Annotated in this window: 2 protein-coding genes and 1 pseudogene; all 3 read right to left on the bottom strand. The window is 71.7% G+C overall.

What is annotated here, in order from left to right:
* Window positions 1-43 precede the first annotated feature (43 nt).
* Window positions 44-6,595 (bottom strand): annotated as a pseudogene (locus tag ACZ6TD_RS42100) (SDR family NAD(P)-dependent oxidoreductase); the annotation flags it as partial.
* Window positions 6,596-6,631: 36 nt separating this feature from the next.
* Complete coding sequence (locus ACZ6TD_RS42095; protein ID WP_471346696.1) at window positions 6,632-12,160, bottom strand: type I polyketide synthase; 5,529 nt, start codon at window positions 12,158-12,160, stop codon at window positions 6,632-6,634.
* Window positions 12,161-12,241: 81 nt separating this feature from the next.
* On the bottom strand, window positions 12,242-18,835 hold the full coding sequence (locus tag ACZ6TD_RS42090) for a type I polyketide synthase (RefSeq protein WP_471346694.1): 6,594 nt from the start codon (window positions 18,833-18,835) through the stop codon (window positions 12,242-12,244).
* Between the last annotated feature and the right edge of the window lie 23 nt (window positions 18,836-18,858).

Below are 18,858 nucleotides of genomic sequence, written 5' to 3'. Positions count from 1 at the left end.
GCTTCGGGAGTGGTCATCCCGGCCTCCGCATTCCGAACCGACATTACTTCCCGGCCTTGCTCATGGCTCGTTGCACCAGACTGGCGACATCCATATCGGCGATCGCAGCGGCCGGTTGACCGTCCGCCGATCGCTCCTCCGCCGATTGCTCCGTCGCCGATTGCCCGTCCGCCTGCTGCCCGTCCACCAGCCGCTCCACTCCGGGCTCCCGGACCAGCGCCACGAGGGTGTCGAGGATGCCCAGCTCCTGGAAGCGGCTCAGCGGTGTCCTGGCCAGCGCGCGGCGCAGGTCCTCCTCGCTTCCGGCGAGGCTCTGCTCAGGTGGGGCATCCGGACAGAGCTTCATCCGCAAGTGGCGCATCAGGGCGGTGGGCGTCGGATAGTCGAAGGCCAGCGTGGCCGGGAGCCGTATCCCGGTGAGGTTGGCCAGCCGGTTGCGCAGTTCCACCGCCGTGAGGGAGTCGAAGCCGATTTCGTTGAACGCCAGGTCCGGCCCGATGGCGTGGGCGGAGGCGTGGCCCAATACCCGAGCCGCCTCGCGGCAGACCAGGCCGAGGAGGATCTGTTCCTGCTCCTCGGGCGTGGCCCTGGTCAGGCGCTGGGTGAAGGCGTCCAGATCGGCGGCCGTCTGCGCAACGCGCCGACTCTGCCGGACGAGGCCACGGAGCAACGGTGGCACCGGTCCGGTGGCGGCGGCCTGAGCCCGCAGTGCGCCCAGGTCCAGTTTCATCGGAAGCACCACCGGCTGGGGCATGCGCAGTGCGGTGTCGAACAGTGCTCCGCCTTCGCCCTCCGACAGCCCGGCCACTCCCCCGCGCGCCATGCGCCGCTGGTCGGCGTCGGTGAGGTGGCCGGTCAGCCCGACCCCCGCACCCTGTGCCCACAGCCCCCAGGCCAGGGAGATGCCCGGGAGCCCCTCGGCGCGGCGCCGATGTGCCAGCGCGTCCAAGAAGGCGTTGGCCGCCACATAGCTTCCCTGCCCCGAGCTGCCGAGCGTCCCCGCGGCCGAGGAGAACAGGACGAAGGCCGCCAGATCCAGGTGCCGGGTCAGTTCGTGCAGGTGGAGTGCGGCGTCCACCTTCGGGGCGAAGACCGTGTCCAGCCGTTCCCTGGTCAGTGCGGTGATCACACCGTCGTCCAGCGCGCCTGCGCTGTGCACCACGGCGGTCAGCGGCGCGTCCTGGGGCAGTGAGGACAGCAGCTCGGCCAGGGCGTCGCGGTCTGCCACATCGCAGGCGGCGATCCGTACCCGTGCGCCGAGCGAGGTCAGTTCCCGCTCCAGCTCGGCGGCGCCGGCGGCCTGGGGTCCACTCCGGCTGGTCAGCACCAGATGCCGTGCGCCGTGCTCGGTCACCAGGCGCCGAGCGGCCACCTTGCCCACCGGTCCGGTGCCACCCGTGATGAGCACGGTGCCGTCCGGGTCGAGTCGGCGCGGGAGGGTGAACACGTTCTTGCCGATGTGCTGCGCCTGGCTCATGAAGCGGAAGGCGGCCGGAGCGCGCCGGATGTCCCATACGGTCACCGGTGGCGGGGTCAGCACCCCCTTCTCGAAGAGGTCGACCAGCTCGGTCAGCATCCGCTGGATTCGCTCGCCACCGGCCTCGGCCAGGTCGAACGCCCGATAGGCCACGCCGGGGTGCTGAGTGCCCACCTCTTCGGCGTCCCGTATGTCGCTCTTGCCCATCTCGATGAACCGGCCGCCCCTGGGCAGCAGTCGGAGTGAGGCGTCCACGAAGTCACCGGCGAGGGCGTCCAGCACCACATCGAACCCACGGCCGCCGGTCATCTCGAGAAACCGCTGCTCGAACTCCAGCGTCCGGGAGTTGGCCAGCCGTCCGTCCGGGACACCGGCGGCACGCGCCGCGTCCCACTTGGCCGGGCCGGCCGTGCCGTAGACCTCGGCGCCCCAATGCCGGGCCAGTTGCACCGCGGCCATGCCGACGCCACCGGCGGCCGCATGGATGAGGACCGACTCCCCGCGCTCCAGTCGTGCCAGGTCCCGCAGCCCGAAGTAGGCGGTGAGGAATACGCAGGGGACCGCGGCCGCCTGCTCGAAGGACCAGCCCTCGGGCATGTGGACGAGGGTGAGGCAGTCGGCGACGGCGATGGGGCCGCCCGCGCCCTCGAAGAGCCCCATGACCCGGTCGCCCGGGGCGAAGCGGGTGACACCCGGGCCGACCTCCGTGACCACACCCGCGCCCTCGTTGCCGATGCTGATCTCGCCGGGGTACATGCCCAGCGCCATCAGCACATCGCGGAAGTTGAGTCCCGCGGCACGTGTCTCGATCCGGACATGGCCCGCGGGCAGTGGCGCCAGTGCCTTCGGCGACGGCAGCAGCGCCAGGCCCTCCAGTGTTCCCGGACCACGGGTGCCCAGCTGCCACGCGGGCTCTCCCTCCGGCGCCACCAGTGACTCGTCGGCCACCGCCCGGGTCAGGCGGCGTTGGTGGCAGACGCCCGCGCGCAGCGCGAGCTGTGGTTCGTCTCCGGCGAGCAGGGCTGGCAGAAGGGTGGGCAGGGCCTCCGTGGAGACCGGTGTGTCGTCCAGGTCGAGGAGCAGGATCCGCCCGGGGTTCTCCGACTGCGCGGTGCCGACCAGTCCCCAGGCCGCGGCGACCGCCGGGTCGACCAGGTCGGTGTCCCGGACTCCTACGGCACCCCGCGTCAGCACCACCAGGCGTGAGTCCTCCAGCGAGGACTCGGCCAGCCACGTCCGCAGCAGGTCCAGCACGTGGCCCGTCAGCTCATGCGCGCGGGACGCGTTGGTGTCGCCGCCGGCGGCATCGCCGGGACCGATCTCGTACAGCAGCACCAGCGGCGGCTCGACCGACGCGTCGGCTCGAGTGGCCACCTGCCGTACGTCCTGCGCGGTGTGTACGGAAACGGTGTCCAGTGGTGCGTCGGCGGCGTCGACCCGCAGCTCCTCCCACCCTACGAGGAACATCTGGTCGGTCGAGGCCCGTGCGGCGGCGTCCAGCAGCGCCGTCGGCATCGGCCGTGACACCAACGACTCGACCACCGCCACCGCCGCCCCGCTCGGATCGGCCAGTCGCAGGCCCACGCCTTCCCCGCCGTGGGGCGTGATACGTACGCGCAGTGCCGAAGCGCCGGAGGCGTGCAGGGACACTCCGCGATAGGCGAACGGCAAGGCGGGCCCTGTCCGGTCATCGGTGCGGTCACGGAACGCGGTGGCGTGCAGGGCCGCGTCGAGCAGTGCGGGATGCAGCCCGAATGCGGTGGCTTCGGCCGACAGCTCCTCGGGCAGGGCCACCTCCGCGTAGATCTCGTCGCCCCGCGTCCACGCGGCCCGCAGACCACGGAAGGTCGGGCCGTATCCGTAACCGTTCGCCTCCAGCTCCTCATAGATGCCACGCACCCGCTCCGCCGAGACCGCCACCGCCCCGGCGGGGGGCCACCGCGTCAGGTCCGCGTCCAGCTCATTGGAAGTGGTCTGGGCAAGGGTGCCGCTGACGTGGCGGGTCCAGGGGGTGTCGATGCCGCCGTCCTGGCCGCGTGAGTGCACTGCCACCGGGCGTCGACCGGAATCATCCGCCGCGCCGACACTCACCCGCACCTGCACACCGTCGCGCTCGGGCAGGGTGAGCGGTGCCTCAACGACAAGCTCTTCGACGACACCACAGCCGACCTCGTCACCGGCGCGCACCGCAAGCTCCACGAACGCCGCCCCGGGCAGCAACACCGTGCCCGCCGCCGCGTGGTCGCCCAGCCACGGATGCGTACGCAGCGACAGCCGGGAGGTGAACAACACCCCGCCGGACTCGGGCAGCTCGGTGACGGCGCCCAGCAGCGGATGGTCGGCCCGCGCAAGCCCCAGCGCGGTCGCGTCCACCGATTCGCCTCGCCGTCCCAGCCAGTAGTGCTGGTGTTGGAAGGCGTAGGTGGGCAGGTCCAGTGCGGCGTGCGCGGGAAGGTTTCCGAGCAGGGCGGTCCAGTCGACGGGGACACCGCGTACGTATGCCTCGGCCAGGGAGGTGAGCAGGCGGCGCATACCGCCCTCGTCCCGGCGGAGGGTCCCGGTCACCACAACCGGCCCGGCATCCGCTTGCTCTGCCGCCGCCTCGATACTCATCGTCAGCACCGGATGCGCGCTCACCTCAACGAACGCCGCGAAGCCTTCCCCGATCAACCGGTCGATGGACGGGGCGAAGCGGACGGTGCTCCGCAGGTTCCGGTACCAGTACCCGGCATCCAGCTCTGCCGTATCCAGCCACTCCCCCTCCACCGTGGAGAAGAACGGGATACGTGAGGACACCGGCCGGACCCGCGACAACGACCGAGCCAACTCCTCCTCGATCACCTCCACCTGCCGAGTGTGCGAGGCATAGTCCACATCGATCCGCCGCGCCCGCACCCCCACACCCCCACACTCCTCCACCAGCTCCCGCAACGCCTCCGGCTCACCAGCCACCACCACCGACAACGGCCCATTGACCGCCGCCACCTCCACCCGCCCGGCCCAGCGGGACACCAGCAACTCAGCCTCGCCCACACCCACGGCCAGCGACACCATCCCACCACGGCCCGACAACCCAGCCGCGATCGCCCGACTACGCAACACCACCACCCGCGCCGCATCCTCCAACGACAACCCACCCGCCACACACGCCGCCGCGATCTCCCCCTGCGAATGACCCACCACCGCCAACGGCACCACACCAGCCGCCAACCACACCCGCGCCAACGCCACCATCACCGCAAACGACACCGGCTGCACCACATCCACCCGCCCCAACGACACCCCACCCCCCACACCCCGCACCACATCCACCAACGACCACCCCGTCAACGGATCCAACACCCCCGCACACTCCCGAAGCCCCTCCGCAAACACCTCCGACTCACCCAACAACTCCGCACCCATCCCCACCCACTGCGCCCCCTGACCAGGAAAAACAAAAACCACCCGGCCCTGCGCGTCCGCCCGTCCCACCACATCGCTACCGACCACCTCACCCACGGCCACCGCCGCCAGCCCCGCCAACGCCTCCCCCCGATCCCCCGCCACCACCACCGCACGATCCGACAACCCCGCCCGCGACATCGCCAACGAACGTGCCAAATGGCTCAGTTCTACATCCGGCCGTCGCTCCACAAAGTCCAGTAGCCGCCGCGCCTGCCCCCGCAACCCCGCACCACCACGCCCCGACACCACCAACGGCACCACACCACCCGACGCCACCACTACCGGCGCCACCTCGACCGCCACCTCCGGAGCCTGCTCCAGAATCACATGCGCATTCGTCCCGCTCACCCCGAACCCCGACACCCCCGCCCGACGCGGACGCCCCACCTCCGGCCACACCCGCTCCTCCGTCAGCAACTCCACCGCACCCCCCGACCAATCCACCTGCGGCGAAGGCTCATCCACATGCAACGTCCTCGGCAACACCCCATGCCGCAACGCCAACACCATCTTGATCACACCAGCCACACCCGCAGCCGCCTGAGCATGACCAATATTCGACTTCAACGACCCCAACCACAACGGACGCCCCTCAGGCCGATCCTGGCCATAGGTCGCCATCAATGCCTGGACCTCGATCGGATCACCCAGCGTGGTGCCGGTGCCGTGGCCTTCCACGGCGTCCACATCCGCCGCCACCAGCCCCGCGCCCGCCAACGCCTGCTGAATCACCCGTTGCTGCGACGGACCATTCGGCGCCGTCAAACCGTTCGACGCGCCGTCCTGGTTCACCGCACTGCCCCGCACCACCGCCAACACCCGATGCCCACACCGCTCCGCATCCGACAACCGCTCCAACACCAGCACACCCACACCCTCGGCCCACCCCGTGCCATCCGCCGAGGCCGCAAACGACTTGCAGCGGCCGTCTTCAGCCATGCCGCGCTGCCGCGAGAAGCCGATGAAGGCGCTGGGGGTGGACATGACGGTGGCCCCTCCGGCCAGCGCCATCGAGCACTCGCCCGACCGCAGCGCCTGCGCGGCCAGATGCAGACCCACCAGTGAGGAGGAGCATGCCGTGTCGATCGTCATCGCCGGGCCCTCGAACCCCAGCTCGTAGGCGACCCGCCCGGTGAGCACGCTCGCCGAGCTGCCCGTCATCAGATAGCCCTCGACGCCCTCGGGGACCGTGTCCACGTCCGTGGCGTAGTCCTGGTTGAGGGTGCCGAAGTAGACACCGACATCCCTGCCGCGCAGGGCCGTTGGACCGATCCCGGCGCGCTCCAGCGCCTCCCATGACGTCTCCAGCAGCAACCGCTGTTGCGGATCCATCGCCAGTGCCTCACGTGGCGAGATGCCGAAGAAGCCCGCGTCGAACTCCCCCGCGTCGCGCAGGAAGCCACCCTCGCGGACATAGCTGGTGCCCGGGTGGTCCGGATCCGGGTCGAAGAGGTTCTCCAGATCCCAGCCACGGTCCTCCGGAAACCCACCGACCGCGTCACCGCCGGACACCACCAGGTCCCACAGCTCCTCCGGCGTGGTCACCCCTCCCGGCAGCCGGCACGCCATCCCCACGATCGCGATCGGCTCCGACCGCGCGGCCTCGATCTCGGTGATCCGCTGCCGCGCCTGGTGCAGGTCGGCGGTCACCCGCTTGAGGTACCGGACCAGCTTCTCGTCGTTGTCCACCGGAGGTCACCTTCCCCTTCACTCGTAGGCGCGGTCGGAATCCGCCGGGTCCACGATTCCGAACTCGTCGTCGATGAAGGCCAGTACGTCGTCGACCGACGCCGCCTCGAGCGTCGCTTCGATGTCGGCGCCTCCGGCCGGCCCGGGGGCATCGGTGCTGAGCTTGGCCGCCAGGGCCCGGAGCCGGGCGGCGGCGCCCGTGTTCTTGGCGCCGTCCGGTGGCCGGGTGGCCACCAGTTCTTCGAGCCTCGCCACTTCGGCCAGCACCGGGTCCTGGATGGTGTCGGCGCCCAGGCGGGTGTTCAGGTGGTCCGCCAGGGCCAGCGGCGTGGGGAAGTCGAAGGCGAACGTGGCGGGGAGTCGCAGCCCGGTACGGGCGAGGAGCCGGTCCCGTAGCTCGATCGCCGTGAGCGAGTCGAAGCCGACGTCGGTGAAGGCCGCATCGGGGCCGATACGGCCGACCGAGGCGTAGCCGAGCACATACGCCGCCTCCTGCCGGACCAGGTCGAGCAGGATCGCCTGCCGGTCCACGGGGCCCACCCCGGCCAGTCGTGTGGTGAGCGCGTCGGCGTCGTGCGCATGCGCCGGCTGGGCCTTCTGCCGGATCCGCCGGGGCTGGGGGACCAGCCCGCGCAGTAGTGGCGGCACCGCCCCGGTGGCGGCCTGGGCCCGCAGTGCGCCGAGGTCCAGCTTGAGGGGGAGGACCGTGGGTTCGCCGGTACGCAACGCGGTGTCGAACAGCTCCATGCCCTCGGCCGAGGTCAGCGCGGCGAGTCCGTCGCGCGCCAGTCGACGGTGGTCGGTGTCGCCGAGCTGGGCGGTCATCCCCGCGTCCTGGGACCACATGCCCCAGCCGAGGGAGATCGCGGGAAGCCCTTGGGCGGCCCGGTGCTGTGCCAGCGCGTCGAGGTAGGCGTTGGCGGCCGCGTAGTTGCCCTGCCCGGAGCTGCCGAAGGTGCCGGCGGCGGAGGAGAACAGGACGAAGGCGGAGAGGCCCAGGTCCCGGGTCAGCTCATGCAGATGCAGCGCCCCATCGACCTTCGGCCGGAACACCGTATCCATACGCTCCGGGGTCAACGCGGTCAGCACACCGTCATCCAGCACACCGGCCGTATGCACCACCGCCGACAACGGAGCATCCTCTGGGACGGCATCCAGCAGCCCGGCCACCCCGTCGCGGTCGGCCACATCACACGCGACGATCCGTATCCGCGCACCCGCCCCCACCAGCTCCGCCTCCAACTCGGCGGCGCCCACGGCCTCAGGCCCGCTCCGACTCGCCAACACCAGACTCCGCACCCCATGCACGGCCACCAGATGCCGCGCCACCACCGCGCCCAACGCCCCCGTACCGCCGGTGACCACCACCGTCCCCCCCACGTCCACACCACCCGCTCCGGTCTCGGGCGGCTCCACCACACGGGTGAGCCGCCGCAGGAAGCACGCTCCCGCGCGGACGGCGGCCTGGGTCTCGTCGGCGGCGAACAGGGCGGGGACGAGGGTGCTCAGCGTGGCGTACGAGGACGGCGCGTTGTCGACATCCAGCAGGAGGATCCGGCCGGTGTTCTCCGACTGCGCGGTGCCGACCAGCCCCCATACGGCGGCGATGGCGGGGTCGACCGGCTCACTCGGATCGACGGCGACGGCGCCCGTGGTCAGCACGACCATCCGGGTGCTGTCCAGCGCGGGTTCGGTCGACCACGCCTGGACGACTTCCAGTACGCGGCTGGTCAGCTCACGCACACCTCCGGTGTCGGCCACCTCGACCGTCACGGCGTCGAACCGGTCACCTCGTGCGGCCAGCGCGCGCACATCCTCGGCCGTGGCCACCCGCACCGCGCCCAGTGCGGTGCCGACGGGCGTGAGGGTTGTCTCCTCCCATCCCGGGCGGAGCAGACGGTCATGAGTCGAGGCGGTCTTGAACTGCCCGGGCTCGACCGGGCGGGACACCATCGAACCCACCGAAGCCACCGGGGCGCCGGTCTCATCGGCCAACTCCAGCGTCAGGGTGTCCTCTCCGGTGGGGACCACCCGTACCCGTAAGGCCGTGGCACCCGTGGCATGGAGCGCCACATCGCGCCAGACGAAGGGCAGTGCTGTCCGCTGGTCGGCACGCTCCGCACGGTGCTGGAACGCGGCGGCGTGCAGGGCCGCGTCAAGGAGTGCCGGATGCAGTCCGAACCCTGCCGCCTGGGCCCGCCGCTCCTCCGGCAGAGCCACTTCCGCGTACACCGCACCATCCAGCCGCCAGGCCGCCCGCACCCCCTGGAACACCGGCCCGTACCGATACCCAGCTCGCTCCAGATCGTCGTACAGGTCCTCCAGCTCCGCCGCGTCCACCGCGACCGCACCCGTCGGAGGCCACACCGACAACCCCACATCAGGAGCAGAGACCCCCGACGTGGACCGCAACGTCCCGCTCGCGTGCCGCACCCACGCGGCACCCACACCCCCGTCCTCCGCCCGCGAATACACCCGCACCGCGCGCCGACCTTCCTCATCGGCCTCCGCCACACTCACCCGCACCTGCACCGCCCCACCCTCCGCCAAAACCAGCGGAGCCTCCATCACCAACTCCTCCACCCCACCGCACCCGACCTCATCACCGGCCCGGACCACCAACTCCACAAACGCCGCCCCCGGCAACAACACCGCACCCGCCGCCACATGATCAGCCAGCCACGGATGCGTACGCAGCGACAGCCGGGAGCTGAACAACACCTCTCCCGACCCCGGCACCTCCGTCACCGCACCCAACAACGGATGCTCCACCCCCGCCAGCCCGGCAGCCGCCACATCACCGGCTCCACTCCCGTCCCCCACCAACCAGTAGTGCTCCCGCTGAAAGGCGTATGTCGGCAGATCGACCGAACCGGTATGCGTTCCGCCCAGCACCGTTGTCCAGTCCACACGCACACCACGCGTATGGCAGGTGGCCAGAGACGTGACAAGGGCGCGGGTCTCGTCACCCTCCCGGCGGAGGGCCGGTACGAAGGCGGCGTGCGCGTCGTCCAGGCACTCGCGGCCCATCGCGGACAGCGTGCCATCGGGGCCCAGCTCCAGGTACGTACTCACCCCGTACTCCGCAAGTGCCCGCACTCCATCCGCGAACCGCACCGCCGAACGCACGTGCTCCACCCAGTACGCGGGCGAACACACCGCCTCCGCATCCGCCAAACCCCCGGTCACGTTGGATACCAGGGGAATCACCGGGGCGGCGAAGGACACATCGGCGATCGCTTCCCGGAACTGCTCCAGCATCGGCTCCATCCGGGCGGAGTGGAACGCGTGCGAGACCGCCAGACGCCTCGTCCGGCACCCCCGCTCCGACAACTCCTCCGCCACCCGCAGCACCGGCCCCTCATCACCGGAGAGCACCACCGCCGCAGGCCCATTCATCGCAGCGATACCCACCCCCGCCACCAACAACGGACGCACCTGATCCTCACCCGCACCCACCGCCACCATCGCGCCACCCCCCGGCAACGCCTCCATCAACCGACCCCGCGCCGCCACCAACACCGCCGCATCCTCCAACGACAACACACCCGCCACACACGCCGCCACCACCTCACCCACCGAATGCCCACCCACCACATCCGGCACCACACCCCACGACTCCACCAACCGGAACAACGCCACCTCCACCGCGAACAACCCCGCCTGAGCGAACACCGTCCGCTCCAGCAACTCACCGTCCCCGAACACCACCCCCCGCACCGAACCCGACACACCACCCGCACCCAACTCCCGATCCAACACCTCACACACCGCGTCAAAAGCTTCCCGAAACTCCGGGAACGCCTCATACAACCCACGCCCCATCCCCACCCGCTGACACCCCTGACCAGCGAACAACACCCCCAACCGACCACGCACCACCGAACCCGACACCACCCCCACACCCGACTCACCCCGCGCCACCGCGCCCAACCCCGCCAACGCCTCCTCACGATCCCCCGCCACCACCACCGCACGATCCGACAACCCCGCCCGACCACAACCCAACGCCACACCCAGCTCCGTCACCCCCACCTTCGGGTGGCCTTCGGCGAAGTCCAGCAGTCGCCGCGCCTGGGCCCGCAACCCCGCATCGCCACGCCCCGACACCACCAACGGCACCACACCACCCGACGCCTCCGGCACCGCCTCGGTGGCCACTTCGGGAGCCTGCTCCAGAATCACGTGCGCGTTCGTCCCGCTCACCCCGAACCCCGACACCCCCGCCCGACGCGGACGCCCCACCTCCGGCCACACCCGCTCCTCCGTCAACAACTCCACCGCACCCGCCGACCAATCCACCTGCCGCGTCGGCTCATCCACATGCAACGTCCTCGGCAGGACCCCATGCCGCAGTGCCATCACCATCTTGATGACTCCGGCCACGCCCGCCGCACCCTGGGTATGGCCGATGTTGGACTTGAGCGAGCCCAGCCACAGCGGGCGGTCGTCCGGTCGCCCCTGCCCGTACGTGGCCAGCAGCGCCTGTGCCTCGATCGGGTCTCCCAGCGCCGTGCCCGTCCCATGGGCCTCCACCGCGTCCACGTCGGACGGACCAAGGCGCGCATGGGCCAGCGCCTGCCGGATGACACGCTGCTGAGACGGACCGTTCGGGGCGGTCAATCCATTCGACGCGCCGTCCTGGTTCACCGCACTGCCCCGCACCACCGCCAGCACCCGATGGCCATGTCGCTCCGCGTCCGACAGCCGCTCCAGCAGCAGCACGCCCGCACCCTCGGAGAAGCCGGTGCCGTCGGCCGCCGCGGCGAATGCCTTGCAGCGGGCGTCGGCGGCGAGTCCGCGCTGGCGCGAGAAGCCGATGAACGCCCGGGGTGTGCCCAGGACGGTGACGCCACCGGCCAGCGCCATCGAGCAGTCCCCCGCCCGGAGGGCGCGCGCCGCCAGGTGGAGGGCCACCAGGGACGCGGAGCACGCGGTGTCCACCGTGACGGCGGGGCCCTCGAACCCGAAGGTGTACGAGATCCGGCCGGAGAGCACACTTCCGGCGTCGGAGGTCATCAGATAGCTCTCCAGTGCCTCGGGAAGCTCCGGCAACCCGGCCCCGTAGTCGCTGCCCGCGAACCCGGAGAAGACACCGACGTCCTTGCCGCGCCATGCGGTCGGGTCGATCCCCGCCCGTTCGAACGCCTCCCAGGACAGCTCGAGCATGATGCGCTGCTGGGGATCCATCGTGACCGCCTCGCGCGGGGAGATCCCGAAGAAGCCCGCGTCGAACTCCCCGGCGTCGTGCAGAAATCCGCCCTCGCGGACATAGCTGGTGCCCCGGTGGTTTGGGTCCGGATGGAACAGGTTCGCCAGATCCCAGCCGCGGTTCCCGGGGAAGCCGGTGATCCCGTCCCGCCCGTGCAGCACCATCTCCCAGAGTTGCTCCGGGGAGGACACCCCGCCCGGAAGCCGGCAGGCCATCGCGACGATCGCGATCGGCTCCGTCTTCTCGGCCTCCAGCTCGCGGATCCGCTTCTGGGAACGGCGGGCGTCCGCCAGCACGCGCTTGAGGTAGTCGCGCAGCTTCCCGTCATCTGCCATGGGTGTTCACTCCCGAAGGAAACGGTGGCGTCTGCTGGAGGGTCGGCGGCGTGTGGCGTGTCGTCGCGCGGGGCCGGGCGGTCACGAGGTGCCGAACTCCCGGTCGATGAGCTCGAACATGGCCTCGTCGGTCGCGGTGTCCACGTCGAACTCCTCGTCCTGATCGGCGGTTGTGGCGCCTGCCGTGGTCTCCCACTGCTCGACCAGCAGGTGGAGCCGGGCCAGCACCGTGGCGTGGGTCGTGGCGTCGGGGGTCACCTCGGCCAGGGTCGTGGCCACCGTGTCGAGCTCGGTCATCAGCAGCTCGGAGGTGTCGACCTCCTGGCCCAGTTCGGCCAGGAGGAAGCGGGCGAGTGGCGCGGGAGCGGGGTGGTCGAAGATGAGCGTGGCCGGCAGCCGTACCCCGGCCCGGCGGGAGAGCCGGTTGCGCAGCTCCACGGCGGTGAGGGAGTCGAAGCCGATCTCCTTGAAGGGCTGGTTGGGCTCGATCAGGTCGGCCGAGGAGTGGCCGAGGACGGCGGCGGCCTCCTGTTGGACCAGGTCGAGCAGGATCTTCTCCTGCTGGCCGGCGGTTGCCCTGGCCAGCCTGCTCACCAGGTCGTCCGTGTCCGCCGCCGCGTTGTCGACGGCCCGGCGCGGGGTGCGGACGAGGGCGCGCAGCAGCGCGGGCAGCGAGCCGGAGGCGGCCAGGGTGCGCAGGGCGGCGAAGTCCATGTGTGCGGGGACCAGTACGGTGTCGGGGCCGCGCAACGCGGTGTCGAACAGCTCCATGCCCTCGGGCACGGAGAGGCCGAGCATGCCACCCTGGGCCATGCGCCGCTGGTCGGAGCCGTCCAGGTGTGCGCTCATGTCGGTGACCTGCCCCCACAGGCCCCAGGCGAGAGAGGTGGCGGGCAGCCCCTGGGCGTGGCGGTAGCGGGCGAGCGCGTCGAGGAAGGCGTTGGCGGCGGAGTAGTTGCCCTGGCCTGGGGAGTCGAAGGTGCCCGCGCCGGAGGAGAAGAGGATGAACGCGGCGAGGTCGAGGTCGCGGGTCAGCTCGTGCAGGTTGAGCACCGCGTCCACCTTGGGGCGGAACACCGTGTCCAGGCGTTCCGGGGTCAGGGTGGTGATCACGCCGTCGTCCAGCAGCCCGGCGGTGTGCACCACGGCGGTCAGCGGGGTGTCCTGGGGGATCGAGCCGAGCAGTTCGGCCAGCGCCTCCCGGTCGGCGAGGTCGCAGGCCACCGTGCGCACGGTGGCGCCCAGCGCGCCGAGCTCGTCCTCCAGCTCGGGCATCCCCGTGGCGGCCCTGCCGCGCCGTCCGGCCAGGACGACGTTGCGCATTCCGTGTTCGGTCACCATGCGCCGGGCCACCAGACGGCCCAGTGAGCCGGTGCCGCCGGTGACCAGGAGGGTGCCGGTGGCGTCTGGGGTGCGGGGCAGGGTGAACACGTTCTTGCCGATGTGCCGTCCCTGGCTCATGTGGCGGAAGGCGGCCGGGGCGTGGCGTACGTCCCAGGTGTTGAGCGGCAGGGGGTGCAGCGCCCCTCGGTCGAACAGGTCGACCAGTTCGCGCAGCATCTCCCCGATGCGGTCGTTGCCCGCCTCATAGAGGGAGAACGCCTGGTAGGAGACGCCGGGGTGGGCGGCTGCGACCTCCTCGGGGCTCCGCAGATCGGTCTTGCCCATCTCCAGGAACCGGCCTCCTCGGGGCAGCAGCCGCAGCGAGGCGTCCACGAACTCCCCGGCCAGGCTGTCCAGCACCACATCGACACCCCGGCCCTGGGTGGCGTCCAGGAAGTGCGCTTCGAAGTCCACGGTGCGCGAGTTGCCGAGCCGGTCCTCGCTGATTCCGGTGGCGCGTACGGCGTCCCATTTGGCGGGGGCGGCGGTGGCGAACACCTCGGCACCCCAGTGCGTGGCGAGCTGCGCGGCGGCCATGCCGACCCCGCCGGCGGCGGCGTGGATCAGTACGGACTCACCGGATCGCAGACCGGCGAGGTCGCGCAGCCCGTAGTAGGCGGTGAGGAACGCCATCGGCACGGTGGCGGCCTGCTGGAAGGACCAGCCGTGCGGGATCCTGACCACGGTGCGGTGGTCGGCCACGGCCAGCGGGCCGACGGCGTCGGGGAACAGCCCCATCACCCGGTCGCCGACGGTGAGCCCGGCCACTCCGGGGCCGATCTCGGTGACCACGCCGGAGCCCTCGTTGCCGATGGTGGCATCGACCCGGTTCATGTCCAGCGCGACCAGGACGTCCAGGAAGTTCAGCCCCGCCGCCCGGACCTCGATCCGGACCTGACCGGCCGCCAGCGGTTCCAGCGCGGCGGGCGCGGGGCGCAGCGCCAGACCTTCGAGGGTCCCGTCGGTGCCGGGCTCGAGCCGCCAGGCCGCCGCGCCCGCGGGTGGGGCGAGCGCGCCGGTGGTGTCCGCGCGGGTGAGGCGGCGGGCGTAGCGGATGCCGTCGCGCAGGGCGAGTTGCGGCTCTCCGCCGGTGAACACGCCGGGCAGCAGGGCCAGGGACGCCTGGGCCCGGTCGGTGTCCACCAGTGTGATGCGCCCGGGATTCTCGGCCTGGGCGGACCGGAGCAGACCGCATACGGCGGCGGCGGTGGGGTCGGTGAGCTCCCGGTCGTGGTGTACGGCCACCGCGCCGTGGGTGAGCACGAGCAGCCGGGTGTCCTCGAGTTCGGGTGCGGCCAGCCAGGTCTGCAGCAGTTCCAGCACCCGGCCGGTCACCTCCCGTACGCCGCTCGCGCTCGGCTCCTGGCCGTCGCCGGCCAGGTCCAGGAGCAGCGCCTCGGGCACGCCCAGGTCGGCCGTCTCGGCCAGTTCGCGGATGTCCTCGGCGGTCGCCACCGGTACGGGATGGGGTGTGTCCGGTGTGGTGTCGGCCGCCGGTGCCGGAAGCTCGTCCCAGCCCACGCGGAACATCCGCTCCCGGGCGGGGCTGGTGCCGGTGTCCAGCAGTTCGGTGGCCACCGGCCGGGACACCACCGATCTGACGGTGGCGACGGCCGCGCCACCGGTGTCCGCCAGTTGAAGCGCCACTTCCTCGGGGCCGTTCGGGATGATGTGGACGCGTAGCGCGGACGCTCCGGCGGCGTGCAGGGCGACGTCGCGGTAGGCGAACGGCAGCGCCAGCGTGGGCTGGGCGGCGCCGAGGTCGCGGAAGGCGATCGCGTGCATGGCCGAGTCGAGCAGCACCGGGTGCAGGCCGAAGCCGTCCGCCGAGAGCCCCTGGTCGTCGGCCAGTGCGACCTCGGCGAACACCTCCTCGCCCCGGGTCCACACCGCGCGCAGTCCCCGGAAGGCCGGTCCGTAGCCGTAACCGGCTGTGGCCATGTCCTCATACGCCTCGGACACCCGCTCGGTGTCCACCGCGACCGCCCCGGCCGGTGGCCACTGGACGAGGCCGGTGTCCGGCGGGGTGGCGACGGCGGCCGGGGCCAGGACACCGGTGGCGTGCCGCGTCCACGCCGCCCCGGGGCCGCTTCCCTCCGCGCGGGAGCGCAGGGAGAGCGGGCGCCGCCCGGAGTCGCCCGCCTCGCCCACGAACACCTGGAGGCGCGCGCCGTCGCCCTCGGCCAGGGTGAGCGGTTCCTCGATGACGAGCTCTTCGACGACACCACAGCCGACCTCGTCACCGGCGCGCACCGCAAGCTCCACGAACGCCGCCCCGGGCAGCAGCACCGTGCCCGCCGCCGCGTGGTCGGCCAGCCAGGGGTGCGTACGCAGCGACAGCCGGGAGGTGAACAACACCCCGCCGGACTCGGGGAATTCGGTGACCGCGCCCAGCAGGGGGTGCTGGGCCGGTTCGAGGCCGAGCCCCGCCGCGTCGCCGAAGGTGTCGGCCGCCTCCAGCCAGTAGTGGCTCCGTTGGAAGGCGTACGTGGGCAGATCGATCCGACGCGGGTCCGAACCGGCGAACACCGTGGCCCAGTCCACCGGCAGCCCACCCACGTGGCCCTCGGCGAGGGAGGCCAGGAACCGTCGCGCACCGCCCTCGTCCCGCCGCAGGGAGCCCACGGCCACCGCGTCGGCCCCGGCGTCCTCGAACATCTGCTGCATGGCCGTCACCAGGACGGGATGGGCGCTGGACTCCACGAAGAAGCCGAATCCGTCGGCGAGGAGTTCGTGGACGGCGCCCTCGAAGTTCACCGGGTGGCGCGCGTTGCGGAACCAGTACTCGGCGTCCAGTTCGCCGGTGTCGAGCGCACCGCCGGTAACCGTCGAGTAGAACGGGATGTGTCCGCGGCGCGGAGTGATGTCGGCGAACATCGCCAGGATGCGGTCCCGCAACGGATCGACCTGGGCGCAGTGCGAGGCCACCGTCGAGCCCACGACCTGCGCCCGGACCCCGTCGGCCTTGCACCCGGCCACGAACTCCTCCAGCGCGGCCACCTCGCCCGCGACGGTCGCCGCCGAGGGGCCGTTGCGTCCGGCGATCACCAGCCGCTCGCCCCAGTCCGCCAGCCGCTTCTCCACGGCGTCGGGCGACAGCGCCACGGAGGCCACCGCGCCCTTGCCCACCAGTTCCTCGGCGAACAGGGCGCTGCGCAGGACCACGATCCTGGCCGCGTCCTCCAGCGACAGCGCCCCGGCCACGTACGCGGCCGCGATCTCCCCTTGGCTGTGGCCGACCACCGCCGCCGGTTCGACCCCGGCCGCCGCCCACGCCGCCGCCAAGGACACATGCACAGCGAACAGCGCGGGTTGCAGGATCTCGATGCGGTCCAGGGAAGGCGCTCCCTCGGCCCCTTGGATCACATCGCTGACGGACCAGTCCAGGAGGCGGCTCAACGCGTCGTCGCATTCCGCGAACCGGGTGGCGAACGCCGGTGAGGAGGCGAGCAGTTCGGCCGCCATGCCCTGCCACTGCGAGCCCTGGCCGGGGAAGACGAAGGCGATGTGCCCGGTGGCCGGACCGGTGCCGCGGATCACATCGGGCGCGGGGGTGTTGTGGGCCAGTGCGGTCAGGCCGCGCAGCGCGCCGTCCCGGTCGGTGGCCAGCACTACGCCGCGTTGCTCGAGCGCGGCGCGCCCGGAAGCCAGCGACCAGCCGAGGTCCGGCAGGGCCACGTCGGGGCGTTCGTCGAGGAACGACAGCAGGCGCTGGGCCTGAGCGCGCAGCCCCGGCTCGCCCCGCCCGGACACCAGAAGCGGCACCGGGGCGTCATCCAGCACCGGTGGTGACGACGGCGCCGGTTCGGTGGCGGCGGTGCCGGTTTCGGCGACCGTCCCCGACGCACCGACCGCACCGGATACGGCGGTCGAGCCGGTCGCGGGGCCGGGTTCGCTGGGCTGAGGTGCCGGGGCCTCTTCGAGGATCACATGGGCGTTGGTGCCGCTGATGCCGAAGCCCGATACGGCGGCCCGGCGCGGCCGTCCCGTCTCCGGCCACGGCTGTTCGCCGGTCAGGAGCTCCACGGCACCGGCCGACCAGTCCACCTGGGGCGTGGGCGCGTCCACATGCAACGTCTTCGGCAGTACGCCGTGCCGCAGCGCCATCACCATCTTGATCACACCGGCCGCACCGGCGGCGGCCTGGGTGTGGCCGATGTTGGACTTCACCGAACCCAGCCAGAGCGGGCGATCGCGGTCCCGGCCGTAGGTGGCCAGCAGGGCCTGCGCCTCGATGGGGTCGCCCAGTGCCGTACCGGTGCCGTGTGCCTCCACCACGTCCACATCGGCGCCCGTCAGCCGCGCGCTGCTCAGCGCCCGGCGGATGACACGCCGCTGTGAGGGGCCGTTCGGCGCGGTGAGGCCGTTGGACGCACCGTCCTGGTTCACCGCCGAGCCGCGCACCACCGCCAGTACCGGGTGTCCCGCGTCGACGGCGTCGGACAGGCGCTCCAGCAGAAGCACACCGGCGCCCTCGGAGAACCCGGTGCCGTCCGCCGAGGCCGCGAACGCCTTGCACCGGCCGTCGGGGGCCAGTCCCCGCTGGCGGGAGAAGCCCACGAAGGCGTCGGAGGCCGCCATTACGGTGACCCCGCCGGCCAGTGCCATCGAGCACTCACCCGCCCGCAGCGCCTGTGCCGCCAGATGCAACGCCACCAGCGACGAGGAGCACGCCGTGTCGATCGTCACGGCGGGGCCTTCGAGGCCGAGCGCGTAGGAGACCCGTCCGGACAGCACACTTCCCGCGCCACCGGTGAGGATGAAGCCCTCGAGCCCTTCGGGGACCTCGGCGAGACCGGCGCCGTAGTCGTGGAACGCGATACCGGAGTAGACGCCGACGTCCTCGCCCCGCCTGCTGGTCGGGTCGATCCCGGCGCGCTCGAACACCTCCCAGGACAGCTCCAGCATGATCCGCTGCTGGGGGTCCATCGCCACGGCCTCCCGGGGCGAGATGCCGAAGAAGCCCGCGTCGAACTCACCGGCGTCGTGCAGGAAACCCCCTTCCGTGGCATAGCTGGTGCCGGGGTGGTCCGGATCGGGGTGGAAGAGGTTGTCCAGGTCCCAGCCGCGGTTCACCGGAAAGCCGGAGATGCCGTCGCCGCCGGTGGACACCAGCTCCCACAGGTCTTCCGGTGTGCTCACCCCGCCCGGCAGCCGGCAGGCCATCCCGACGATGGCGATGGGGGCGGTGGTGGCCGCGACCGCCTTGTCGTACTCGTGCTTCAGCCGGGCGTTGTCCTTCAGCGAGGCGCGCAGGGCTTCGACGATCTGTTCGCTCTGGCTGCTGCTCATGGCTGCCTCCCACCGCGTCGAGT

This window comes from Streptomyces yongxingensis, from assembly GCF_055597465.1.
Note: the sequence above shows the minus strand (reverse complement) of the source record. Positions and strands in the feature narration are given on the sequence as shown.